General features: G+C 62.2%; 18 protein-coding genes. 11 read left to right on the forward strand and 7 right to left on the reverse strand.

Translation table 11 applies throughout. From position 1 onward, the window contains the following. Window positions 1–127: 127 nt before the first annotated feature. The 5 genes from AC3WKX_RS12580 to AC3WKX_RS12600 all read left to right on the forward strand — a co-directional run bounded on the left by AC3WKX_RS12580 (window position 128) and on the right by AC3WKX_RS12600 (window position 4,193). Window positions 128–739 carry a DUF2796 domain-containing protein gene (locus AC3WKX_RS12580; RefSeq protein ID WP_102369990.1) on the forward strand — a complete coding sequence of 204 codons (612 nt, stop codon included), beginning with the start codon at window positions 128–130 and terminating at the stop codon, window positions 737–739. A 148-nt stretch (window positions 740–887) separates the two neighbouring features. Further along, window positions 888–1,598, forward strand: a complete 711-nt coding sequence (locus tag AC3WKX_RS12585) for an ABC transporter ATP-binding protein (RefSeq protein ID WP_003210001.1) — start codon at window positions 888–890, stop codon at window positions 1,596–1,598. Between the two features lies 1 nt (window position 1,599). Continuing rightward, on the forward strand, window positions 1,600–2,865 hold the full coding sequence (locus AC3WKX_RS12590; protein ID WP_003210004.1) for an ABC transporter permease: 1,266 nt from the start codon (window positions 1,600–1,602) through the stop codon (window positions 2,863–2,865). 11 nt (window positions 2,866–2,876) lie between these two features. Next, on the forward strand, window positions 2,877–3,398 hold the full coding sequence (locus AC3WKX_RS12595; protein ID WP_102369991.1) for a DUF3299 domain-containing protein: 522 nt from the start codon (window positions 2,877–2,879) through the stop codon (window positions 3,396–3,398). A 96-nt stretch (window positions 3,399–3,494) separates the two neighbouring features. Continuing rightward, window positions 3,495–4,193, forward strand: coding sequence for an OmpW/AlkL family protein (locus AC3WKX_RS12600; RefSeq protein WP_102369992.1), 699 nt, complete (start codon window positions 3,495–3,497; stop codon window positions 4,191–4,193). Between the two features lie 98 nt (window positions 4,194–4,291). On the opposite strand, the gene AC3WKX_RS12605 is transcribed toward AC3WKX_RS12600, so the two are convergent. The 4 genes from AC3WKX_RS12605 to AC3WKX_RS12620 all read right to left on the reverse strand — a co-directional run bounded on the left by AC3WKX_RS12605 (window position 4,292) and on the right by AC3WKX_RS12620 (window position 8,470). Next, window positions 4,292–4,654 carry a response regulator gene (locus tag AC3WKX_RS12605; RefSeq protein ID WP_102605740.1) on the reverse strand — a complete coding sequence of 121 codons (363 nt, stop codon included), beginning with the start codon at window positions 4,652–4,654 and terminating at the stop codon, window positions 4,292–4,294. Between the two features lie 24 nt (window positions 4,655–4,678). After that, window positions 4,679–6,121: an ATPase domain-containing protein gene (locus AC3WKX_RS12610; protein WP_102605741.1), complete on the reverse strand. Its 1,443-nt coding sequence runs from the start codon at window positions 6,119–6,121 to the stop codon at window positions 4,679–4,681. A 90-nt stretch (window positions 6,122–6,211) separates the two neighbouring features. Then, entirely contained in the window at window positions 6,212–7,336 is a 1,125-nt protein-coding gene (locus AC3WKX_RS12615) for an ATP-binding protein (protein WP_102605742.1), read from the reverse strand. 243 nt (window positions 7,337–7,579) lie between these two features. Then, window positions 7,580–8,470 (reverse strand): sugar nucleotide-binding protein, encoded by an 891-nt coding sequence (locus tag AC3WKX_RS12620; protein ID WP_008436463.1) that lies wholly within the window; start codon window positions 8,468–8,470, stop codon window positions 7,580–7,582. Between the two features lie 427 nt (window positions 8,471–8,897). Between AC3WKX_RS12620 and AC3WKX_RS12625 the strand changes: the two genes are divergently transcribed. Next, complete coding sequence (locus tag AC3WKX_RS12625) at window positions 8,898–13,178, forward strand: Lhr family helicase (protein WP_102605440.1); 4,281 nt, start codon at window positions 8,898–8,900, stop codon at window positions 13,176–13,178. Window positions 13,179–13,309: 131 nt separating this feature from the next. Here AC3WKX_RS12625 and AC3WKX_RS12630 read toward each other — a convergent pair whose 3' ends face one another. Then, entirely contained in the window at window positions 13,310–15,424 is a 2,115-nt protein-coding gene (locus tag AC3WKX_RS12630) for a mechanosensitive ion channel family protein (RefSeq protein WP_102369996.1), read from the reverse strand. A gap of 177 nt (window positions 15,425–15,601) precedes the next feature. Here AC3WKX_RS12630 and AC3WKX_RS12635 point away from each other — a divergent pair, with 177 nt between their 5' ends. The 5 genes from AC3WKX_RS12635 to AC3WKX_RS12655 all read left to right on the forward strand — a co-directional run bounded on the left by AC3WKX_RS12635 (window position 15,602) and on the right by AC3WKX_RS12655 (window position 20,887). After that, entirely contained in the window at window positions 15,602–16,804 is a 1,203-nt protein-coding gene (locus tag AC3WKX_RS12635) for an MFS transporter (protein ID WP_003210022.1), read from the forward strand. A gap of 130 nt (window positions 16,805–16,934) precedes the next feature. Next, window positions 16,935–17,861: a DUF72 domain-containing protein gene (locus AC3WKX_RS12640; RefSeq protein WP_102605439.1), complete on the forward strand. Its 927-nt coding sequence runs from the start codon at window positions 16,935–16,937 to the stop codon at window positions 17,859–17,861. Beyond that, the gene (locus AC3WKX_RS12645) at window positions 17,858–18,634 is read left to right on the forward strand and encodes an endonuclease/exonuclease/phosphatase family protein (RefSeq protein WP_003210026.1); all 777 of its coding nucleotides are present in this window, start codon (window positions 17,858–17,860) and stop codon (window positions 18,632–18,634) included. The genes AC3WKX_RS12640 and AC3WKX_RS12645 overlap by 4 nt, the downstream gene beginning before the upstream one ends. Beyond that, entirely contained in the window at window positions 18,631–19,929 is a 1,299-nt protein-coding gene (gene clsB, locus AC3WKX_RS12650; protein WP_003210028.1) for a cardiolipin synthase ClsB, read from the forward strand. The genes AC3WKX_RS12645 and clsB overlap by 4 nt, the downstream gene beginning before the upstream one ends. After that, a complete protein-coding gene (locus AC3WKX_RS12655; protein ID WP_102605438.1) occupies window positions 19,907–20,887 on the forward strand; it encodes a lysylphosphatidylglycerol synthase domain-containing protein in 981 nt (326 codons plus the stop codon). The genes clsB and AC3WKX_RS12655 overlap by 23 nt, the downstream gene beginning before the upstream one ends. Here AC3WKX_RS12655 and AC3WKX_RS12660 read toward each other — a convergent pair. Then, window positions 20,874–21,626: an alpha/beta hydrolase family protein gene (locus AC3WKX_RS12660; protein ID WP_003210032.1), complete on the reverse strand. Its 753-nt coding sequence runs from the start codon at window positions 21,624–21,626 to the stop codon at window positions 20,874–20,876. The two genes, AC3WKX_RS12655 and AC3WKX_RS12660, sit on opposite strands and share 14 nt — an antisense overlap. Next, window positions 21,616–22,725 carry a DUF3182 family protein gene (locus AC3WKX_RS12665; RefSeq protein ID WP_102605437.1) on the reverse strand — a complete coding sequence of 370 codons (1,110 nt, stop codon included), beginning with the start codon at window positions 22,723–22,725 and terminating at the stop codon, window positions 21,616–21,618. The genes AC3WKX_RS12660 and AC3WKX_RS12665 overlap by 11 nt, the downstream gene beginning before the upstream one ends. Window positions 22,726–22,782 lie beyond the last annotated feature (57 nt).

Below are 22,782 nucleotides of genomic sequence, written 5' to 3' on the forward strand. Positions count from 1 at the left end.
CTCCCGCACTTTTCTGACGAGCATGCTCCCACGCGTCTTGCGCTACGCCAAGCAGGCGGTCAAACTCCTCGCAAAATTGTTATAAGATCACATAACAAAACTTTCATCTTTGTCCGGGAGCTCCACCATGCGCCGTTTGCTGCTCGCTTTGCCGTTTGCCCTGTTGCCACTGGCCATCGCCCAGGCTGCCGACGAGCACGACCATGATCACGAGCACGGCAGCCTCGGTGCCCACGAACACGGCGTGGGTCGCCTCAATGCGGTGCTCGACGGCCAGGCCCTGGAGCTGGAACTGGACAGCCCGGCGATGAACCTGGTGGGTTTTGAACACCTCGCCACCACCCCTGCCGACAAAGCCAAGGTCGCCGCCGCCCGCAAGCAACTGGAGCAACCTTTGGTGCTGTTCAGCCTGCCCAAGGCCGCCGGTTGCGTGATCAGCACCCAGGAACTGAACAGCCCGCTGTTCGGCGACAAGCCTGAAGCCGACCACGATGAAGACGATGACGACCACGCCACCGATGGCAAAGGCGCCGCCGCCCACGAACATCACCACGACCACAGCGAAATCCACGCTCACTACCAGTTCACTTGCGCCACGCCGACCGCCCTGAGCAACCTCGACCTGACCCAGGTGTTCAAGACCTTCCCCGCCACCCAGAAAATTCAGGTACAACTCATTGGCCCGAGCGGCCAGCAGGGTGTGGAAGCGACGGCCACAGCAGCCACCCTGAAATTCTGATGTAAACACCACACTGTAGGAGCTGGCTTGCCTGCGATGCAGACGCCGCGGTGCTCCAGAAACACTGCGGTGATGCCATCGCAGGCAAGCCAGCTCCTACAGTTGATCGGTGTCATCATCCAAATCGAGCCAGACCACTGACCTCCCTATGACCCAAGCACTTATCGAACTGTCTGACCTGGGCTTCAATTGGCCCGGTCACCCACAGTTGCTGGACATCCCCACGTTCCGCCTGGAGCCGGGGGAAACCCTGTTCCTCAAGGGCCCCAGCGGCAGTGGCAAGACCACCCTGCTCGGCCTGCTGGGCGGTGTGCAAAAGCCCAGCCGGGGCAGCATCCGCCTGCTGGGCCAGGAGCTGACCGAACTCTCGGCCGGCGCCCGCGACCGTTTCCGGGTCGACCACACCGGCTACATCTTCCAGCAGTTCAACCTGTTGCCGTTTCTCTCGGTGCGCGAGAACGTCGAGTTGCCCTGCCACTTTTCAACGTTACGGGCACAGCGGGCAATCCAGCGTCACGGCAGCGTCGACCAGGCTGCCGCGACCTTGCTCGCCCACCTGGGCCTGAAGGACAAGAGCCTGCTGGAGCGCCGCGCCGACTCCCTGTCCATCGGCCAACAACAACGGGTGGCCGCTGCCCGTGCGCTGATCGGCCAGCCGGAGCTGGTGATCGCCGACGAGCCGACCTCGGCCCTGGACTACGACGCCCGGGAAGCCTTCATTCAGTTGCTGTTCGCCGAATGCCGCGAAGCAGGCGCCAGCCTGTTGTTCGTCAGCCATGACCAGAGCCTGGCGCCGCTGTTCGACAGCAACCTGTCGCTGGCCGAACTCAATCGCGCCGCCACGCCCGCAGAGGTTTGAGATGTATTTGTTTCGACTAGCCATGGCCAGCCTGGCTAACCGCCGCTTTACCGCGATCCTCACCGCCTTCGCCATCGCCCTGTCGGTGTGCCTGTTGCTGGCGGTGGAACGGGTACGCACCGAAGCCCGCGCCAGCTTCGCCAGCACCATCAGCGGTACCGACCTGATCGTCGGCGCGCGCTCCGGCTCGGTGAATTTGCTGCTGTATTCAGTGTTCCGCATCGGCAACGCCACCAACAACATTCGCTGGGACAGCTACGAACACTTCGCGGCCAACCCGCAGGTAAAATGGGCGATCCCGATTTCCCTCGGCGACTCCCACCGTGGCTACCGCGTGATGGGCACCAACGAATCCTATTTCGAACACTATCAATACGGCCGCCGGCAGAACCTGGAACTGGCCAGCGGTCGCGCCTTCGCCACCGATCCATTCGAAGTGGTGCTCGGCGCCGAAGTGGCCGACGCGCTGCATTACAAGCTCGGCGACAAGCTGGTGCTGGCCCACGGCGTGGCGGTGGTCAGCCTGGTCAAGCACGATGACAAGCCGTTCACCGTGGTCGGCATTCTCAAGCGCACCGGCACTCCGGTGGACCGCACACTGCATATCAGCCTCGGCGGCATGGAAGCGATTCACATCGACTGGCACAACGGCGTACCGGCCCAGGGCAAAGGTCGGATCAGCGCCGATCAGGCCCGCAACATGGACCTGACGCCACAAGCCATCACCGCGTTCATGCTCGGTTTGAACAACAAGATTTCCACCTTCGCCCTGCAACGGGAGATCAACGAGTTCCGTGGCGAGCCGATGCTGGCGATCCTGCCGGGCGTGGCGCTGCAAGAGCTGTGGAGCATGATGGGCACGGCTGAAAAAGCGCTGTTCGTGATCTCGCTGTTCGTGGTGCTGACCGGCTTGATCGGTATGCTCACCGCGATCCTCACCAGCCTCAACGAGCGCCGCCGGGAAATGGCAATCCTGCGTTCGGTGGGCGCACGGCCCTGGCACATTGCGACCTTGCTGATCTTCGAAGCCTTCGCCCTGGCATTGTCGGGCGTGATCGCCGGCGTCGGGCTGCTGTATGTGTGCATCGCCGCGTCGCGCGGGTATTTGCAGGCCAACTACGGCCTGGACCTGCCGCTGTCGTTGCCGAGCGAATATGAATGGACTTTGTTGGGCGGTATTCTCGTCGCAGCCCTGCTGATGGGCAGCGTGCCAGCCTGGCGCGCCTACCGGCAATCGTTGGCCGACGGCCTGTCGATACGTTTATGAGGAAGCTGTTGATGCGTCGCGCCGTGCTCGCACTGTTACTGCTGGTGGCCCTGCCCGTGTGGGCTGAAGACCAGCCCAAGGACCTGTCGTGGCAGGAGATGATCCCGCCGGACGCGCCGCCGGAAATCCCCAACATGAAACCGCTGCACGACTTGTCGGGCATGGCCGATGCGTTGTCGGTGGAGTCAGCGCCGGCCGCCAAGCAGGACCTGCCCAACGCGCCGGTCGTACAAAGCCTGGACGGCAAGCACATCCGCCTGCCGGGTTATATCGTGCCGCTGGAAGTCAGCGAAGAAGGTCGCACCACGGAGTTCCTGCTGGTGCCGTATTTCGGCGCGTGCATCCATGTACCGCCACCGCCGTCGAACCAGATCGTGCATGTGAAAAGCGAAGTCGGCGTGAAGCTCGACGAGTTGTATCAACCGTACTGGATCGAAGGCCAGATGCAGGTCAAACCGTCCAGCAGTGAACTGGCCGACGCCGGCTACCAGATGGATGCCGACAAGATCTATGTGTACGAGTTGCAGGAATAACCCGTGATTGCGCTTTCATTGAGCTGAGTCAAAAGCTCGAACGTTACGATCTTTACCATTGGACACAAGCAATTAATAACGTCCTTTGGAGCTCCCATGAACAAGTCCCTGCTCGGCGCGTCGCTTGTCGCGCTCGCCCTCGTCGCCCCTGTTGCCCACGCTCACGAAGCGGGTGACATCCTGATTCGCGCCGGTGCCATCACCGTCAACCCGAAAGCGGACAGCAGCAGTGTCAAGGTTGACCAGGGCCCGCTGGCCGGGACCAACCTGGGCGGCAAGGCGACCATGAGCAGCGACACTCAACTGGGTTTGAACTTCGCCTACATGTTCACCAGCCACTGGGGTATCGAACTGCTGGCGGCCACGCCGTTCGAACATGATGTGAAGATCAAGAACACCGCCCTGGGCGCTGCCAACGGCAAGCTCGGTACGCTGAAGCACCTGCCACCGACCCTGAGCGTCGTGTACTACCCGCTGGACAGCAAGTCGGTATTCCAACCGTACATCGGCGCCGGTATCAACTACACCTGGATCTACGACGAGCACGTCGGCAGCCGCGCCGAGCAGGCCGGCTTCAGCAACTTCAAGGCGGAAAACTCCTGGGGTTGGGCCGCGCAGATCGGTGCGGACTACATGATCAACGACAAGTGGATGATCAACGCCCAGGCGCGCTACATCGACATCAGCACCAAGGCCACCGTGGATAACAACGCCCTGGGCCAGGGCACTCGGGCCAAGGTCAATGTGGATGTTGACCCGATGGTGTACATGGTCGGTATTGGCTACAAGTTCTAGGTTCTACCCAAGGCCCTGTTGTACAGGGCCTTTTTTGTGAGGCTTCCCCTGGAGGCAAGCGCCAATCAGAGGCCAGGCACACGCCCGTGTGCTGCGAATCAGGCGTCAGCCAGGAGCTGGTGCACTTCAGCTATGACCAAGTCAATGTTGAACGGCTTTTTCAACACCGCATTGAACAAGTCCGACCGCTCCATACCAATATGTGCCTGGGCTCCGCTGATCAGAATGATGGGCAAGTGTTTGACTGCCGGCAGAGCACGAACCGCTTCGGCAAACTCCTGGCCATCCATGACCGGCATCATGAAGTCGGTGATGATCAACGCTGGCCGCTCGCGCTCCAGGACCTCGAGTGCTTTCTGGCCATTGCTCGCTTTTACGACCATGTACCCCTCATCCTCCAGCGCATAGCCGAGAATGTCAGCGATCAAATACTCGTCGTCGACGACCAGGATGGTGGTCATGTCAATTCAACCCGAATCAGAGACTTAGGACGTTGAGCCCGGCAGCGAAGAATCATTAGGGACAGCCAATGCATTTCTTGATGCCTTCTTCAGGTCAACGCCGTTTTCATGGATTACCACTTCAAGAAGCGAAGGATCGTAGAAGCTATCTCGTACCTTAAGAATCGAAAGCATTCTTCTTAGTTCAGATTGAATCTCGAAGAAACGCATCAGCAGCAGGTTATCGACAATACTGGACAGGTCCGGAGTCGGAGAACTGACCTCCGAACCAAAAACGTCACGCATCTCCCATGAGGCAAATACCGTTACGCCACGGGCACGAAGCTCGCTCATCAGGGCGCTGTAGAAATCAGTGATACGTGCCGGGTTTGTCGACACTCGGGTCATGCCGCTCAAGCTGTCGATGAACAGGCGCTTGATGCCCTTTTCCTCAACTATTTTCAGCAGACGTGCGCCGAGACCGTCGAGCAGGCCTTCTGTCGTGGGTTGCCAGGCAAGACTCAGCGCACCAATTTCTTCCATACCCTTGATATCAATACCCAGCGATTGGCCTTTGAGGCGTAACCGCTGCGGGCTTTCATAAAAACCGAAATGCAGGCCCGGCGCTTCCACTGTCGACTCAGCGAGGAACCGGAGCCCCAATGTGGTTTTCCCGACGCCGGAAGGCCCCATGACGAGGGTAACGGAGGAACTGTGCAGGCCACCGCCGATGATGGCGTCCAGCGAACCGATGCCGCTGGTGATACGCGTCAGATCAGCACTGTCAGGTAAAGACGGATGGCTGTAGAGGCTTTCCAGACGCGGATAAACCACCAGGCCATCGTCGGTGATTTCACACTCGTGCAATCCGGTCAGTGCACCACTGCCCCGAGTCTTGCGCAATTGAATACGGCGCACTGAACGGCTGCCGTGAAGCTCTTCACCCATCTCGATCACACCATCAACCATGGTGTGCTCAGGACTGCCGTCGTCCAACCGGGAACTGGTGAGAAACAGCACCGTACAACCGGCGAACGCAGCGTGCCCTTGCAGCTCGGAAATGAATTTCTTGGTGTCGATGGGCGAGTCAGCCTTGGAGCGTGCATTGAGCAAGCCGTCGACCACTAACACGGTGGCCTTCTGGCGACTGATCTCACGCCGAAGCAGCTTGACCACTTCATCGAGACCGTCGTTCTCAAGGGTGTCAAATGCACTGACGAACTGAATTTCGGCCCCCACCCGGGAAACATCAAAGAAGTTCAGGGTCGAGAGGAACTGAAATAAACGGTCGTGGGACTCGGCCAGCAACGTGGCCACCAGTACTCGGCCCCCGTTGCGCGCATGATTGAATCCCAGTTGATTGGCGAGGATGGTTTTACCCGATCCTGGGCGCCCCTGGATAATGTAGGAGGCACCTGCGACTAGCCCGCCCTTGAGCAGAGCATCCAGCCCTTCTATTCCGCTTTGAAGGCGATTTAGCTTTTCCACAATGCAACCCTGATGTGAACAACAGGCTCTTGAGCCGAAGGTTTACGATGCTAACTCCATTTGTGCAATCGGGCTATCCACTCATCCCGTTCAAGCGCGGGGCAAATAAAGCGTGAACGTACTTCCCTGCCCCAGACGACTCTCGACCCTGACCTCTCCCCCCGACTGTTTGGCAAAACCCAATACCTGACTGAGCCCCAGCCCACTTCTCTGGCCTTTGCCTTGGGTGGAGAAAAACGGTTCAAAGATTCTATCGAGGCTGAACGGAGCGATACCCGAGCCATTGTCTGTGATGGACACGGCAACAAAACGCCCCTTGATAAGGGGATAGCCATCGGACGCAGGGATAAGGTCCATCGACTCAACACGGATGACCAGCTCCCCCTTATCCATCATGGCGTCGCGGGCGTTCATGACCATATTGAGAATGGCCGCTTCAAACTGTCCTGGGTCGACGTGAACAACGCAGGGTAATTCTGCGGACTCGATGCGTACGTGGATGCCTGTGCCAACCCGCACAGCAATCGTATCGGCCATGGCCAACGTGCTTGAATTGACGTCCAGCGGTGCGGGATGCAGGGCTTGCCTGCCAGCGAAGGACAGCAATTGACTGGTGAAATGAGAACCACGCTCCACCGCCTCGGAAATGGCTTCTACCAGGCGCAGCCGCCGCTCTTCCGATACGGAAGGACGCTTCAAAAGATCCGCTGAAGAACGTATCACCGTCAGCAGATTATTAAAGTCATGAGCCACTCGGCCTGTTACCCGCCCCAGCGCGTCCATCTTCTGCGACTGAAGTGACTGCTCTTGGCTCACATCCTGAACGGTTCCCGTCATCGTGACGGGTAGACCATCATCGGCATAACGGGGTCTTGCGCACACATGCAGCCAGCGAGTTTCACCGATTGGCGTGATGACGCGGTAGCGAACGTCGTAGTCGCCACGTTGAGCGATTGAGCGATCCCACGCTTCGGCCACTCGACGCTTGTCTTCGGCGTGCACCAAGCGCTGCATGTGTTCATAGCTGAACGGTACGTGAGGTTCGAGTCCGAAGTTGAGGCGGCAAGTGGCCGAGGTCTTCAGCTCGCCCGTCGTCAAATCCAGGCGCCATATACCAAGCCCGGAGGCACTCAAAGCGAACTGCAGGTCGTGCGCTTCCTCATACACATCATCGTGAGGCGGCGGCGAACCATTCACCGGAGAATGTGTTGCCATGATGGGTGGGGCTCCTCTTTTAGGCTGCCCATGGCTGGATGGGCGAAGTCTTCTTCTGAATGCAGACTTTTGCTTTTGCTGAACGAGCCGTAAGCACAATCAATCCCTATTGGCATGGATGACCGGGCGCACCAAAGGTTTCAAATTTTTCGTATGCCGTGGCGCATCCGACTTGCCAACACATATCACTTTTAACCGTCCGCGCACCGCCACAAAAAAAGGCGCCTGTTTCAGGCGCCTTTTTTATGTTTGACCGTGTCGATAGAACCGGTCGAGCAACGCCGGCAGCCCGGCCCGCCATGCCCGTGGCTTGATGCCAAAGGTGTGGAGGATTTTCTTGCAGGCCAGCACCGCGTGTTGCGGCTCGTCGGCTGCATCCGGACGGGCGGCGTGGGCCTGGGCGGTCGGCGCTTCCACGGCCAGCGGGTGGAAGTTGCGCGCTTCGGTCAGGATCGCCTGCCCCAGCGCCAGCGGGGTAGTCGCTTCGTGGCCGGCATAGTGATAAGTGCCCCACAACGGCGCGGCGCAATCCAGTTGCTTAAGCACCGAAATGATCACCCGCGCGGCATCGTCCACCGGCGTCGGGTTGCCCCGGCGGTCGTCGGCCATCAGCAGTTCGTCAGGTTTTTCGGCACGGGCCAGGAAGCGCCCGAGGGTGCCATCGACGCTGTCATCCAGCAGCCAGCCGAAACGCAACAGCACGTGCTGCGGGCAGGTGGCGCGTACGCTCTGCTCGATGCGCCACAACGCCTGGCCTCGCAGGCCCAAGGGCACGGGTTCGTCTTTTTCGCTGTAGGCGGTGGCGCGGGAGCCGTCGAACACCCGGTAGCTGGACGGTTGCAGCAGGGTGATGCTGTGGTGCTGGCACAGTTCAGCCAGGCGCTCAATCGCATATTCCTGGGCGGCCAGGCGTGTCTCGCTGACCGTCTCCGCCTGAAACCAGTCGAAGTAATAGGCGAGATTGATCAAGGCATCGGGACGGGTGTCGTCGAGCAGTTGCGTGAGGCTCGCGGCATCCCAGCCGTCTTGGGGCGGGCGCGGGGCGAGGAAACCGATGTCTTCCTCCGCACCGAGGCGAATCAGCGCCTGCCCGAGGGCATTCCCGCCGCCCAGTAACATAAGGCGCATTCGCATAGATTGAGCAGGCCCGGTCTGTTTGGAACGATGGTTATTATCGACAGGCTTGTGAGCCATGCCGTTGGCATTTGCCAGAATCGTTGCATTTTGCGGGTTTGTAGCGCAACCGTCACTTATAAAGTGCGCCGCCGATTGCGGCCGGGGGGGGCTTTAGGTAGAGAGAGCCTTTTTATGGCCAGGGAGCATGCAGTGGCCAGGGGCCTTGCAGTGGTCAGCGAGCTTGCTGTGGCCAGGGAGCTTCTTGTGGCGAGGGAGCTTGCTCCCGCTGGGCTGCGTAGCGGCCCCAAAAAAGCGGGAGCGCTGCGCACTCCAGCGGGAGCAAGCTCCCTCGCCACTGCAAGCTCCCTCGCCACAACAAGATCCCTCACCACAGGGAATGCATCCCGGGGTTGCAAGTTGCCGGGGCCGGCCGCATAAATTGGGGATGAACCTTCCTGAATCAACGGACACGGTCTTGAACGGTTTCCACCCCGCCGTCAGCACCTGGTTCCGCAGCACGTTCCCGTCGGTGACCGCCGCCCAGGCCCAGGCGTGGCCGCTGATCCGCCAGCGCCGCTCCACACTGATCGCCGCGCCCACCGGCTCCGGCAAGACCCTGACTGCTTTTCTCGCCGTGCTGGACGATCTCGTGCATCAAGGCCTGGCCAATGGCGGCCAACTGCCAGACCAAACGCTGGTGGTCTACGTCTCGCCACTCAAAGCCTTGTCCAACGACATCCAGATCAACCTGCAAACCCCGCTGGCCGGCATCACCGAGCACTTGCAGCGCCTCGACCTGCCTCCGCTGGCGATCCGCACCGCCGTGCGTACCGGCGACACCCCGCAGAAAGACCGCGCCCTGATGCGCAAGCACCCGCCGCACATCCTGGTCACCACCCCGGAATCGCTCTACGTGTTGCTCGGCTCGGATTCCGGCCGGCAGATGCTTGCCAGCACCCGCACGGTGATCGTCGATGAGATCCACGCCATCGCCGCCAGCAAGCGCGGCAGCCACATGGCCCTGACACTGGAGCGCCTGCAGGGTTTGTGCAGCGAACCGCTGACCCGCATCGGCCTGTCCGCCACGCAAAAGCCCATCGAGGCGGTGTCGCGCTTTCTGGTGGGCACCGGCCGGCCTTGCGAGATCGTCGATATCGGCCACGCACGCCCACGGGACCTGGATATCGAAGTGCCGCCGGTGCCGCTGTCGGCCGTCATGGCCAACGACGTGTGGGAGCTGGTCTACGACCGCCTCGCCGAACTGGCCAGGCAACACCGCACCACGCTGATTTTCGTCAACACCCGGCGCCTGGCCGAACGCCTGGCCCGGCACTTGAGCGAGCGCCTGGGCAAAAACGCCGTCGCCGCCCACCACGGCAGCCTCGCGAAGGAAATGCGCCTGGACGCCGAACAACGGCTCAAGGCCGGTGAGCTGCAGGTGTTGATCGCCACTGCGTCGCTGGAACTGGGGATTGATATCGGCGATGTCGACCTGGTGTGCCAGATCGGCTCGCCCGGCTCGATCAACGGTTTTCTGCAACGGGTCGGACGCTCCGGGCATCAGGTCGGCGGCACGCCCAAGGGCCGGTTGTTCGCCACCACCCGCGACGACCTGATCGAATGCGCCGCCCTGCTCGACTGCGTGCGCCGGGGCGAGCTGGACACCTTGCTGATTCCGGTTGCGCCGCTGGATGTGCTGGCCCAGCAGATCATCGCCGAAGTCAGCTGCCAGGAATGGCAGGAACAGGCCCTGCTCACGCTGATCCGCCGCACCTCGCCCTACGCCGAGCTGGATGAGCGTCACTATCAGGCACTGCTGCAAATGCTCGCCGAAGGCTACAACGGGCGCCAGGGCCTGCGCAGCGCCTACCTGCACCGCGACGCCATCACCCGCACCCTGCGTGGCCGGCGGGGCGCCAAGCTCACCGCCGTGACCAGCGGCGGCACCATCCCCGACAACGCCGACTACAGCGTGCTGCTTGAGCCGCAAAGCCTGAACATCGGCAGCGTCAACGAAGACTTCGCGGTGGAAAGCATCGCCGGGGATATCTTCCAGCTGGGCAACACCTCCTACCGCATCCTGCGAGTGGAGCCCGGCAAGGTGCGGGTCGAGGATGCCCACGGCCAGCCGCCGACCATTCCGTTCTGGCTCGGCGAAGCACCGGGGCGCAGTGCCGAGTTGTCGTTTGCCGTGGCGCGTTTTCAGGGGCAACTCGACGCGCTGCTGGGCGCCACGCCGGGTAACCTGCAACCGGCGCTCGATTGGCTCACCGGTACCCTCGGCCTGAACCTGGCCAGCGCCGAACAACTGCTGGATTACCTGGCGCGGGCGCGGCTGGCGCTGAGCGCGCTGCCGTCCCAGGACACGTTGATCATGGAACGGTTTTTCGACGAGTCCGGCGGCACCCAATTGATCATCCACACGCCGTTCGGCAGTCGCATCAACCGCGCCTGGGGCCTGGCGCTGCGCAAGCGGTTTTGCCGCACCTTCAACTTCGAACTGCAAGCCGCCGCCAGCGAGGATGCGATCGTGTTGTCGCTGTCCACCAGTCACAGCTTTGAGCTGGACGAAGTGTGGCGCTACCTGAACAGCAACACGGCCGAGCACATCCTGATCCAGGCGGTACTGGATGCACCGCTGTTCGGCGTGCGCTGGCGCTGGAATGCCGGGGTGGCCCTGGCATTGCCGCGCTACACCGGTGGGCGCAAGGTGGCGCCGCAGATCCAGCGCATGAAGAGTGAAGACCTGATCGCCAGTGTGTTCCCCGACCAGATCGCCTGCCTGGAAAACCTCGCCGGCGAGCGCGAAGTGCCCGAGCATCCGCTGGTGGAGCAAACCCTCGACGACTGCCTGCACGAAGCCATGGACAGCGAAGGCTGGCTGGCCCTGTTGCGGCGCATGGAGCGCGGCGAAATCCGCCTGATCAGCCGTGATCTGCCGGCGCCGTCGCCACTGGCAGCAGAGATTCTCAGCGCCCGCCCCTACACCTTTCTCGACGACGCTCCGCTGGAGGAGCGCCGCACCCAGGCCGTGCTCAACCGGCGCTGGAGCGACCCGCAAAGCACCGATGACCTTGGTGCGCTGGATGCCGAAGCGATTGCCGGTGTGTGCGAGGAAGCCTGGCCGGCGCCCAATGGCCTGGACGAGATGCATGAAGCGCTGATGAGTTTGGCGTGCATTGCCGAATCGGAGGTCACGGCGCAGTGGGCCGAATGGCTGCAAGCCCTGGCCGACGGTGGGCGCGCCAGCCGATTGCAGAGCGGTACCGACCAGGCCGTTTGGGTCGCTCTGGAGCGCTTGAGCTGTTTAGCGGCGATCTACCCGAATGACCTGCCGCTGTTGCCCGGTTTCGATGAGCCCTGGACCTTCGATGAAGCCTTGGTGGAAGTGCTGCGGGCGCGCCTGAGCGGCTTCGGCCCATTGACGCTGATCGAGATCGCCGCGCCCCTGGCCTTGCCGGTGGCCGACGTATCACAGGCACTCGCGCGGCTGGAGAGCGAAGGCTACGTGCTGCGCGGCCGTTTCAGCCCCGGCGCCAGCGCCGAACAATGGTGCGAACGTCACCTGCTGGCGCGCATTCACCGCTACACGGTCAAGCGCCTGCGCCGGGAAATCGAGCCGGTGGCGTTGCAGGATTTCATGCGTTTTCTGTTCGACTGGCAGCACCTGTCGAACGGTACCCGCGGCCAGGGCAGCGCCGTGTTGCCGCAGATCGTCGCGCAGCTGGAAGGGTACGCCGCAGCCACTTCGGCCTGGGACAGCGATTTGCTCAGCGCACGAATCAAGGATTACGCGCCCCACTGGCTGGACGATTTGTGCCGCAGCGGCAAAGTGGTGTGGACACGCCTGAGCAACAAGGCCGGCGCGACGGCCCTGCGCAGCACGCCAGTGGTGCTGTTGCCCCGCAGCCAGGTGCCATTGTGGAGTGGACTGACCGAAGCGCCGGACAGTACCGAGCTGTCGCCCAAGGCACAGAAAGTCCATCAGGCGCTGCGGGAAAACGGCGCGCTGTTTTTCGATGAATTGATCCACGAAGCCCATCTGCTGCGCAGCGAACTGGAAACCGCGTTGCAGGAACTGGTGGGCGCGGGGCTGGCGAACGCCGACAGTTTTGCCGGCCTGCGCGCCCTGACCACGCCGGCGAGCAAACGTCAGGCCCGCAGCAGTCGGCGCGGGCGTGGCGCGTTTGTCGGCGGGATGGACGATGCCGGGCGTTGGGCCCTGGTACGGCGGGCGCCGGTGGCGGACGGCACACGACCGGGGGCTCACTCGGCCGAGACGCTGGAGCATGTGGCGATGACCTTGCTGCGCCGCTACGGGGTGGTGTTCTGGCGCCTGCTGGAGCGCGAGGCGGACTGGCTGCCCAGTTGGCGGGAATTGCTGCGTACGTTCCACCGGCTGGAGGCCCGGGGCGAGATTCGGGGCGGGCGGTTTGTGAGTGGTTTGGCGGGGGAACAGTTTGCGTTGCCGGAAGCGATTCCGCTGCTGCGGGAAGTTCGGCGGCGGCCTCACGATGGCAGCTTGATTGCCGTGTGTGGGGCGGATCCGCTGAACCTGGTCGGTACGCTGCTGCCGGGTAGCAAGGTGCCGGCGTTGAGCGGTAATCGGCTGGTGTACCGGAATGGTTTGCCGGCGGCGGTGGAGATTGCCGGCAAGCAGCAGGTATTGCTGGAGCTGGATCAGCAGGAGGCCGGGTTGGTGCGGGAAAAACTGATCAGACACTGACTTGTTCAGTGCCCGTAATGACGCCTTCGCGAGCAAGCCCGCTCCCACATTTGACCGCATTCCAAGGGTGGAACCGTATCGAATGTGGGAGCGGGCTTGCTCGCGAAGAGGCCGGCGGCCTCAACACAAAACTATTGGGTTCTTGGCTGCTCGGTAAGCACCACCGACGAAGGCACTTCTTCCTCCGGCTCATCCACCTGCTGCCCGACCCGCTGCGGCAACATCACCTGCTGTGGATAAGTTTGCGCGAAATGAACAAAGGCACAGTTATCCACAAGCTTTTTCAAGCGCTGGTTAAACGCGCGGCTCACCGCATATTGCCCGCCCGACACCGTGCGGAACTGCGCCGTCAGCACCACGCCGTTGAGGTCCATCTTGTCGACGCCAAATACCTCCAGCGGCCCTTGCAGGTTGTACTTGAGGAACACGTCGTCGCGGATCGACTGTCCCGCCTCGCGAATCAGCTCCACGGCCTTGTCGACATCGGTGTCGTAGGTGAACTGCACCGAGAAGAACGCATAGGCGAATTGCCGCGACTGGTTGGTGACGGCCTTGATCTGCCCGAACGGCACCGAATGCACAAACCCCTTGCCGTCCCGCAGGCGCAGGGTGCGGATGGTCAGGCCCTCCACGGTGCCGGCGTGGCCGGAGTCGAGCACCACCCAATCGCCAATCGACAGGGTGTCTTCGATGATGATGAACAGCCCGGTGATTACATCCTGCACCAGTTGCTGGGAGCCAAAACCAATGGCCAGGCCCACCACCCCGGCACCCGCCAGCAGCGGTGCGACGTTGATCCCCAGGTTGGCCATGGTGGTGATCGCGCAGATCACCACCAGGATGATTTTCACTGCGTTGCGCAGCAGTGGCAGGATGGTTTTCACCCGCGTGCTGGGCTGGCGGCTGGAGCGTTTGTTGACCGGGGGTTTCAATGCTTCCTGAATCGCCGTGTCGAGCACCACCCAGAACAGCCAGGTCACCAGCAGGATCAAACCGATGCTGCTCAGGGAGTCGCTGATGGCCCGGCCCACGGAGTTGCGCTGGGCAAACTCAAACAGCGAAACGCCCCAGATACGCCCGAGGATTTCGATAAAGGCGATGGCCATCACGATGCGCAACAGCGCGTGCAGCAGGCTGAGGAAACGTTCCTTGTAGGCACTGCTGCGCTGCACCGCCACCGTGCTGCGGGACTGGAACAGGTGCTGCAACACGGTGCTGAGAAACACCGTGCCGATCAGCAGGATCGTGGTGAACAGTGCGCAGCGCAGGGCTTTCTGGCTGTCGTCGCCGGCGCCGATCAGGTTGATCGCCGACACCAGCACCATCAATAGAATCGGCCAATACCACAGGCCGGAAAACACCCGCAGGGATTGCTGCACCGCCGGGTGTTTCAGGCGCTGGGCCAGGGGCCGGTTGCGGATCAAATGCGCCACCGGACGGCGCAGGCGAATCACCAGCATGCCGAAAATCACCGAGGCAAACAGCCCGGTGAAGATCGCAACGCTGGCGGTGATATTGCCCCCCAGTTGACGGGCGATCTGTGGGCTGGTCAGCGCATCGCTGAGGGCCGCAAGGAAGCCGATCAGGAACAACGGCTTGGGGCAGTAGTCCCGAATAATCTGCACCGCCGGGCGCTTGTGGCCGACGTTGAACATGACGATCACGCACAACAGGATCGAGGTGGAGAAAATGCCGCTGCTGGTGGCGTAGGCAAAACACAGCGCCAGCGCACGGCCCACCGAGGTGGGCAGGAAGTGGCTGACGTAGAGCGTCAATGGCAGGCAGATAAGCGCCGGTATCGTGTAGGGAATCAGGTAACCCAGCAACGCCTGGAGGCGCTGGCGAGGTGCGATATGCCGCTGCAGGCTCAGGCGCTTGACGATAAAGCGCCCCAGCAGGGTCAGCGCGGCGAACGCGCCGATCCACACCCCGGACAACAACAGGAAATCCCCGGCCACGCTCCACGAGGAACGTTCGGACGGCTGGTTGACCAGCTTGTCCACCTCATCCGCCGCCCGGTCGGCCCGCAGCCGCCAGGCGTCGACCAGGTTCTGGTTGAGGTCGAGTTTGTCCTGCACATCATCGATGCTGGAGCTGATGGCGCCGAGCAGGCCGCCTTCTACCAAAAGTTCCGGCTGGGCCGGGGCGGCAGGCGCAGGAGCCGCGGGGGCAGTGGCCGCTTGCAGCGCACCGCTGCCGCAGAACAGCAGCGTGCCGAGCAGTAGCACAGTCTTTAAATTCAACAAAACACCGGGCTCCTTCAGAAGGGTCTGTAAGGAACTGACGAGTTTGACGCCTGATCGTTCCCCGCAGACTTCGATCCGTGCGCCCCAGGCAAATATCAAATGCCAATACCTGGCTTTTTCCGCACAAGCCGAACCTCGAGACTGCGCTCCTGATTGAAACCCACCGGAGTTGCAGCCATGCCCATTGCCTTGCTCGCGCTGACCCTCAGCGCTTTTGCCATCGGGACGACCGAGTTCGTCATCGTTGGCCTGTTACCCACCATCGGCGCCGACCTTGGCGTCAGCCTGCCGTCCGCCGGCCTGCTGGTCAGCCTCTACGCCCTGGGCGTGGCCATCGGCGCGCCGGTACTCACCGCCCTCACCGGCAAAGTGCCACGCAAACTGCTGCTGTTGTCGCTGATGGTGCTGTTCACCCTCGGCAACCTGCTGGCCTGGCAAGCGCCGAGTTATGAGTCCCTGGTACTGGCACGGATCGTCACCGGCCTGGCCCACGGGGTGTTCTTCTCGATTGGCTCCACGATCGCCACAAGCCTGGTGCCCAAGGAAAAAGCCGCCAGCGCGATTGCCATCATGTTTACCGGCCTGACCGTGGCGTTGGTGACCGGTGTGCCACTGGGGACGTTTATCGGCCAGCACTTCGGCTGGCGCGAAACCTTCCTCGCCGTCTCGGCCCTGGGCTTGATCGCGTTTATCGGCAGCCTGCTCTACGTACCGAAAAACATCGCCCACAGCAAACCCGCGTCGCTGTTGCAGCAACTGCAAGTGTTGAAACAACCACGGCTGCTGCTGGTGTACGCCATGACGGCGGTGGGTTACGGCGGCTCGTTCATCGCGTTCACCTACCTGGCGCCAATCCTTCAGGACATCTCCGGGTTCAGCGCCGGCACCGTCAGCCTGGTGTTGCTGGTGTATGGCATCTCGGTGGCCATCGGTAATATCTGGGGCGGCAAGCTGGCCGACAAACGCGGCCCGATCAGCGCCCTGAAAATCATCTTTGCCCTGCTCGCCGCTGTGTTGTTCGTGCTGACCTTCACCGCGGGTAATCCATGGCTGGCCCTGGCCACTGTGCTGGTGTGGGGCGCGGTCGCTTTCGGCAATGTGCCGGGCTTGCAGGTGTATGTGGTGCGCCAGGCGGAACATCACACGCCGAACGCGGTGGACGTGGCCTCGGGCCTGAACATTGCGGCGTTCAACCTGGGGATTGCCGGTGGCGCGTGGGCCGGCGGCATGATCGTCGCCCACATGGGCTTGATCCACACGGCGTGGATTGGCGGTTCGGTGGTGTTGGTGGCCTTGGCGCTGACGGCCTGGAGCGGGCGCCTTGACCGGCTGGGGCCGGTGTATGCCGAAAGTTCGACCCGGGTGGTTGGCGGGCACTGATCCCGCAGCGATAAAGAACCCGCTCCCACATTTTGAGAGGTGCCGTCTGTAGGACCATCGAAACTTTCTCCCGATCCTCACAGTCATCCAAAAACGGAGGTCACCACACAGTTAACCCACGGGAGTCATCATGGCCGCGATTCATATCGGCATTTCCGGCTGGCGCTACACGCCCTGGCGGGGGGATTTCTACCCCGAGGGCCTGACCCAGAAGCGCGAGCTGCAGTTTGCCTCACGGGCGGTCAACAGCATCGAGATCAACGGCTCGTTCTACGCGCTGCAAACACCCAAGCGCTATGCCGAATGGTATGGCGACACGCCTGAAGGGTTTGTGTTCAGCGTCAAGGCGCCGCGCTACATCACGCATATCCTGCGGCTGCGGGAGGTGCACAAGCCGATGGCGAATTTCTTCGCCTCCGGGGTGCTGGAACTCAAGGAAAAGCTCGGGCCGATCCTCTGGCAGTTCCCGCCCAGTTTCAAATTCGACCCGCCGTTGTTTGAAGCCTTTCTCGCCGAATTACCCACCACTACCCAGCAGGCCGCCGCCCTCGCCCGCGAGCATGAGCCGCGCCTGAACGGCAAGGCGAGCCTGCAAGCCCACGGTAAAAAGCCACTGCGCCATGCGGTGGAGATTCGCCACAAGAGTTTCGCCGTGCCGGAGTTTGTCGAGATGCTCGACAAGCACGGCGTGGCCCTGGTGGTGGCGGACACAGCCGGCAAGTGGCCTTACCTGGAAGACGTCACGGCCAACTTTGTGTACCTGCGTCTGCATGGGGACAAAGCGCTGTATGCCAGCGGCTATACGTCCGAAGCGCTCAAGCGCTGGGGCGATCGCATCGAACGCTGGAGCCACGGCAAACAACCCGCCGATGCACAGTTGATCGACCCGAAGCACAAACCCCGCGCCCGCAAGCAGCGCGAGGTGTTTTGCTACTTCGATAACGACATCAAGGTGCGCGCGCCCTTCGATGCGCGCCAATTACTGCAGCGTTTTGGCCTGGACCAGGCACTGGCCACCGAACCCGGCAAGTTGCCGGACACGGGAGTGTTGCCATGACCCATCCGGAACTGATGCCAACCACGCCCACCGAAACCATCACCCGCTTCAGGGTGCTGACGGTCAATACCCACAAGGGCTTCACCGCGCTCAACCGGCGCTTCATATTGCCCGAGTTGCGGGAGGCGATTCGCAGCGTGGCCGCCGACGTGGTGTTCCTTCAGGAAATCCACGGCACCCATGAACGCCACCCCAAGCGCTACAGTAACTGGCCGAGCATGCCGCAATACGAGTTCCTCGCCGACAGTATCTGGCCGCAATACGCCTACGGTCGCAACGCGGTGTATCCCCATGGCGACCACGGTAATGCGCTGCTGTCGAAATTCCAGATCATCCGCTACGACAATCTCGACATCTCCCAGAGCGGCCACGAAAGTCGCGGGCTGCTGCATTGCGTGCTGCGCTTGCCGGGCAACGTGCAGGACGTGCATGCCATCTGCGTGCACCTGGGGCTGCGGGAAGTCCATCGCCAGCAGCAACTGCGCCTGATCGCGCAGCGGGTCGCCGAGATTCCCGCCGACGCGCCGGTGATTGTCGCCGGTGATTTCAATGACTGGCGCCAGCGCGCCGATCTCGCCCACTGCGGGCTGCGGGAAGTGTTTATCGAAACCCACGGCAAGCCGGCCCGCACCTTCCCGGCGCGCCTGCCGCTGCTGCCGCTGGACCGCATCTATGTGCGCAACCTCAAGGTGCATCAGCCCCAAGTCCTGACCAGCCGCCCGTGGTCACACTTGTCGGACCATGCGCCGCTGTCGGTGGAGATCGAGTTATGAACAGCGCACCGCTGGAAAAGGTCGCGGTGGAACACATCGCGACCGACCAACCGCCGGACGATGCCGTGGCCCGGGACCTGGATTACGGCTGGCAGAGCGGTAACCAGATCGAGTTGCTGGAGAACGGCGAGGCCTACTTTCCCAAAGTGTTCGAGGCGATGCGCCAGGCCCAGCGGGAGATCTTGCTGGAGACGTTTATCCTTTTCGAAGACAAGGTCGGCCACGAGCTCAAAGGCATTTTGATCGAGGCGGCGCAGCGTGGCGTCAAGGTCGTCGCCAGCCTCGATGGCTTTGGTTGTGGCGAGCTGACACCGGGGTTTCTCAGCGAATTGAGCCAGGCCGGCGTGACCGTGCAGATGTTCGACCCGGCGAGCAAGACATTGGGTTTTCGCACCAACTGGTTTCGCCGCCTGCACCGCAAGATTGTGGTGGTGGATGCCAGTGTGGCGTTTATCGGCGGGATCAATTTCTCGGCGGATCACCTGGGGGATTTCGGTCCCGAGGCCAAGCAGGATTATGCCGTGCAGGTGCAGGGCCCGGCAGTCGCCGACCTGCATCATTTCGCCCTCGCACAAAGTGGCCGGCGTGTGCGCAAGCGGCGCGGCTGGCGGCGCGAGCAACGCCCGTCGCCATGGGCTGCCGGCGAAGGCGATGGCCTGGTACGGCTGATCTACCGGGACAATCTGCAACACCGTACCGATATCGAAGAGGCCTACCTGCACGCCCTGCGCAAGGCCGAGCGGCGGGTGGTGATCGCCAACGCCTATTTCTTTCCCGGCTACCGCCTGCTGCGGGAAATTCGTAATGCCGCGCGGCGCGGCGTGCACGTGCAGTTGATCATGCAGGGCCAGCCGGATGTGCTGCTGGCCAAGCTGGCGGCACGCATGCTCTATGACTATTTGCTCAAGGAAGGCGTGGTGATCCACGAGTACTGCCAGCGTCCGTTGCACGGCAAGGTGGCGCTGGTGGATGAAGAGTGGAGCACGGTGGGTTCGAGCAATCTCGACCCGCTGAGCCTGTCGCTGAACCTGGAGGCGAATGTGCTGGTTCGTGATCGTGCCTTCAACCAGCAGTTGTTCGAGCGCCTGGAATATCTGAGCCAGAACCACTGCAAGACCATGCCGGAAAACCGCGCGCCTCGCGGCTGGTTCTGGCGGGTGACCGTGGGTTTCGTGGTGTTCCATGTGCTGCGGCATTTTCCGTCGTGGACCGGCTGGTTGCCGGCCCACAAGCCGAGGTTGAAACCCTTCGTTCTTGAGGAGCGTGCGGATCATGACCCAAGCTCGCATCGCTGAAGAAAGCGCTCGCCCCGGCTTCTTGAAACGCTGGAAAAAACCGCTGACGGTGGTGTTTTTCCTGGTGCTGATCGTGTTGTTCACCCTGCTCGCCCGGCGTATCGACTGGAGCGAAGTGCTCGACACCCTGGGCGACTTCAAGCTGCGCACGCTGCTCATCGCGGGTGCGCTGACCCTGTGCAGTTTCCTGGTGTATTCGTGCTTCGACCTGATCGGCCGCACCTACATCCGCCAGCCGTTGGGCTGGAAGCAGATTTTGCCGGTGGGCATCATCAGCTATGCGTTCAACCTCAACCTGAGCGCGTGGGTTGGGGGCATCGCCATGCGCTATCGGTTGTATTCCCGACTCGGGGTGAGCAGCGGGAACATCGCGAAGATCCTCGGCTTGAGCCTGGCCACCAACTGGTTCGGCTACATGGCGATCGCCGGCGCGGTATTCAGCAGCGGGCTGGTGACATTGCCGCCGGGGTGGAAGCTCAGCAGCGGTGCGTTGCAAGGCGTCGGCGTGCTGTTGGTAATGGCGAGCCTGGGTTACCTGCTGGCCTGTCGCTTGTCGAAAAAGCGCGCATGGTCGATACGCGGGATTGAAATCAGCCTGCCGTCGCTGCGCATGGCAGTGTTGCAGTTGGCGCTCGGCGCGCTGAACTGGTCGCTGATGGCAGCAGTGATTTTTACCCTGCTGCCCAAGCAGCTGGATTACCCCGTGGTGCTCGGGGTGTTGCTGATCAGCAGCATTGCCGGAGTGGTCACACACATCCCGGCGGGGCTTGGTGTGCTGGAGGCTGTCTTCATTGCCTTGCTGCAGCACGAAGCGTCCCGCGGCAGCCTGCTCGCGGGGTTGATCGCCTACCGCGCGATCTACTTCATCCTGCCGCTGCTGGTGGCCCTGGTGATGTACCTCGCGGTGGAAGCCAAGGCCAAGGCGCTGCGGGTGAAGAAGACGCCTACGACTGGATGATACTCAAGCGTTCGCCCACCACCATCTCGGTGATCCAGTCCACGAGGATCGAGGTGTAGGCCTGCTGGGACACAGGGTCGCTCAGGGAGTGGTCCGCACCGTCGATAATCCGGTGGGTCAGCGAGTGCGTCTGCTGGCAGGCGGCGCGGTAGCTCATGATGGTGGCGTGGGGCACGTGGTCATCCGTTTCGGATTCAACGATCAGCACATCACCGGTGAACGCCGCGCAGGCATGCAGCGCGCGATTGGTTTCGGCGTGCACAAAGGTCCCGCGATAATCCATCAAGTCGGCCTTGTCCAGGTCGCGCTTGGGCTTGAGCCATTCCTGGTCGCGGTACAACGCGGGCACCCGCAGCGCCAGCCAGCGCACAGGGCGCAGCGAAGTGAGGATGGCGGCCAGGTAACCGCCGTAGCTGGTGCCTACCACCGCCACCGCCGAGGTGTCGATGGCCGGGTGTGACAACAGGCGGTCGTAGGCCGCGAGCAGGTCGCGCAGGTTGTCTTCGCGGGTGACGCGGGATAACGGAATGCCGTTGCCGGCATGGCCACGCAGGTCGAATGTAAGGCATACACAACCGAGCCCGGCGATACCCTTGGCGCGTTCCAGGTCACGCTCCTGGCTCCCGCCCCAGCCGTGCACAAACAACACCCCCGGTACTTTCGATTTGGGACTGAGGAAGGTCCCGCTCATCTGTTCGTCGTCGATATCAATGGCAATGGTTTCGCTTCTAGCCGTCATAGGATTTGACCGTCACGTACTTGAGAAGAAAGTCGCTGTTTTCTGCCGGGCCCCGGTACACCTCGATCGCGTCAGCCGGCAGTGGCTGGTCGACGTAGGTTTCTACCGACGAGACATAAATCGCCCGCAGCCCGGGATTGTTGACGAAGCTTTGCAGCGCCGCGACTTCCGCGCTGCTGGCCCCGCCCATGCGCCAGGACTGCTCGAGCACGCCGCTGCGGCGTTGGCCGTCGCTGTCCAGGCCCTGGGCGATGTCGTAATTGCGCCGCGAGGCGTAGAACCCGGGATAGGCCTCATCCGCCGCGTTATCGAAGACCTGCGCTTGCTGGATGGCCAGGCGCACGTCATCGGGCAGGTCGAGCTTGAGCAGGTCTTCGTAGTAGCCCTGGACCACCAACAGGTTGGAACCACCATAGACCTCTTCGCCCTGCCCGTCCCGGGTCAGGTATTGATCGCCGCAGTAGCTGATGACGTGATCGCCGATAAAGCTCTGGCCGACACTGTGGGTGACCACGTCGCGCAGGTCCTGCTCCAGCACCACGCCGTCGCTGAACAATTGCGCCGCATCAGGGCGCGCGAGGATGGCGTCGAACTCGTCGAGGCTGCGGATCACTTCCTGGCCGCGACCGGCGCAGGCATGCACGGGCTTGAGACGGATCGGGCCGGTGTACAGCAAATGGGTCGCCGCCGGCCGCGCATCTTCCAGGGCGTGCACACTCAACCCATCCAGCACCACATTGCGGATGCGCTCGGAAAACAGCGGCGACCAGCCTTCGGGCGCAACCGCGTTTTTATTCAGCAAACCGTGGCTGATGGCCTTGGTACAGATGAAATCGTGATCGACGTAGCCGCCCCACAAATCCTCAGGGCCTTTGACGCCGAATTGCCGCGCCTGGGCCGCACCGACCAGCGTCTGAGTGGGCAATAGATAGAGGTCGCGCCCACTGTGCTGCTCAGGGTTATAGCTGCCGCCATATTTGAGCCCGAGGACGTGCGCCAGCCAGCGGGCCAGGGCGCGGTTGGTCTCCACTTCGTGCAATGGCGCTTGCGGACGGATTGAATGCGCCACCACGATTTTTTTGCGATTTGTCGGGGTCATGCGTCCCCCTTGGCTCTGCTGCCATGTGTGTAAGGAAACGGTAGCAGGGATCAAGCC

This window comes from Pseudomonas sp. GP01-A4 (assembly GCF_058780865.1).

Coding starts and splice junctions, on each gene's coding strand:
- AC3WKX_RS12580 (WP_102369990.1), top strand. CDS start 128: ATGCGCCGTTTGCTGCTCGCTTTGCCGTTTGCCCTGTTGCCACTGGCC.
- AC3WKX_RS12585 (WP_003210001.1), top strand. CDS start 888: ATGACCCAAGCACTTATCGAACTGTCTGACCTGGGCTTCAATTGGCCC.
- AC3WKX_RS12590 (WP_003210004.1), top strand. CDS start 1,600: ATGTATTTGTTTCGACTAGCCATGGCCAGCCTGGCTAACCGCCGCTTT.
- AC3WKX_RS12595 (WP_102369991.1), top strand. CDS start 2,877: ATGCGTCGCGCCGTGCTCGCACTGTTACTGCTGGTGGCCCTGCCCGTG.
- AC3WKX_RS12600 (WP_102369992.1), top strand. CDS start 3,495: ATGAACAAGTCCCTGCTCGGCGCGTCGCTTGTCGCGCTCGCCCTCGTC.
- AC3WKX_RS12605 (WP_102605740.1), bottom strand. CDS start 4,654: ATGACCACCATCCTGGTCGTCGACGACGAGTATTTGATCGCTGACATT.
- AC3WKX_RS12615 (WP_102605742.1), bottom strand. CDS start 7,336: ATGGCAACACATTCTCCGGTGAATGGTTCGCCGCCGCCTCACGATGAT.
- AC3WKX_RS12620 (WP_008436463.1), bottom strand. CDS start 8,470: ATGCGAATGCGCCTTATGTTACTGGGCGGCGGGAATGCCCTCGGGCAG.
- AC3WKX_RS12625 (WP_102605440.1), top strand. CDS start 8,898: ATGAACCTTCCTGAATCAACGGACACGGTCTTGAACGGTTTCCACCCC.
- AC3WKX_RS12635 (WP_003210022.1), top strand. CDS start 15,602: ATGCCCATTGCCTTGCTCGCGCTGACCCTCAGCGCTTTTGCCATCGGG.
- AC3WKX_RS12640 (WP_102605439.1), top strand. CDS start 16,935: ATGGCCGCGATTCATATCGGCATTTCCGGCTGGCGCTACACGCCCTGG.
- AC3WKX_RS12645 (WP_003210026.1), top strand. CDS start 17,858: ATGACCCATCCGGAACTGATGCCAACCACGCCCACCGAAACCATCACC.
- clsB (WP_003210028.1), top strand. CDS start 18,631: ATGAACAGCGCACCGCTGGAAAAGGTCGCGGTGGAACACATCGCGACC.
- AC3WKX_RS12655 (WP_102605438.1), top strand. CDS start 19,907: ATGACCCAAGCTCGCATCGCTGAAGAAAGCGCTCGCCCCGGCTTCTTG.
- AC3WKX_RS12660 (WP_003210032.1), bottom strand. CDS start 21,626: ATGACGGCTAGAAGCGAAACCATTGCCATTGATATCGACGACGAACAG.
- AC3WKX_RS12665 (WP_102605437.1), bottom strand. CDS start 22,725: ATGACCCCGACAAATCGCAAAAAAATCGTGGTGGCGCATTCAATCCGT.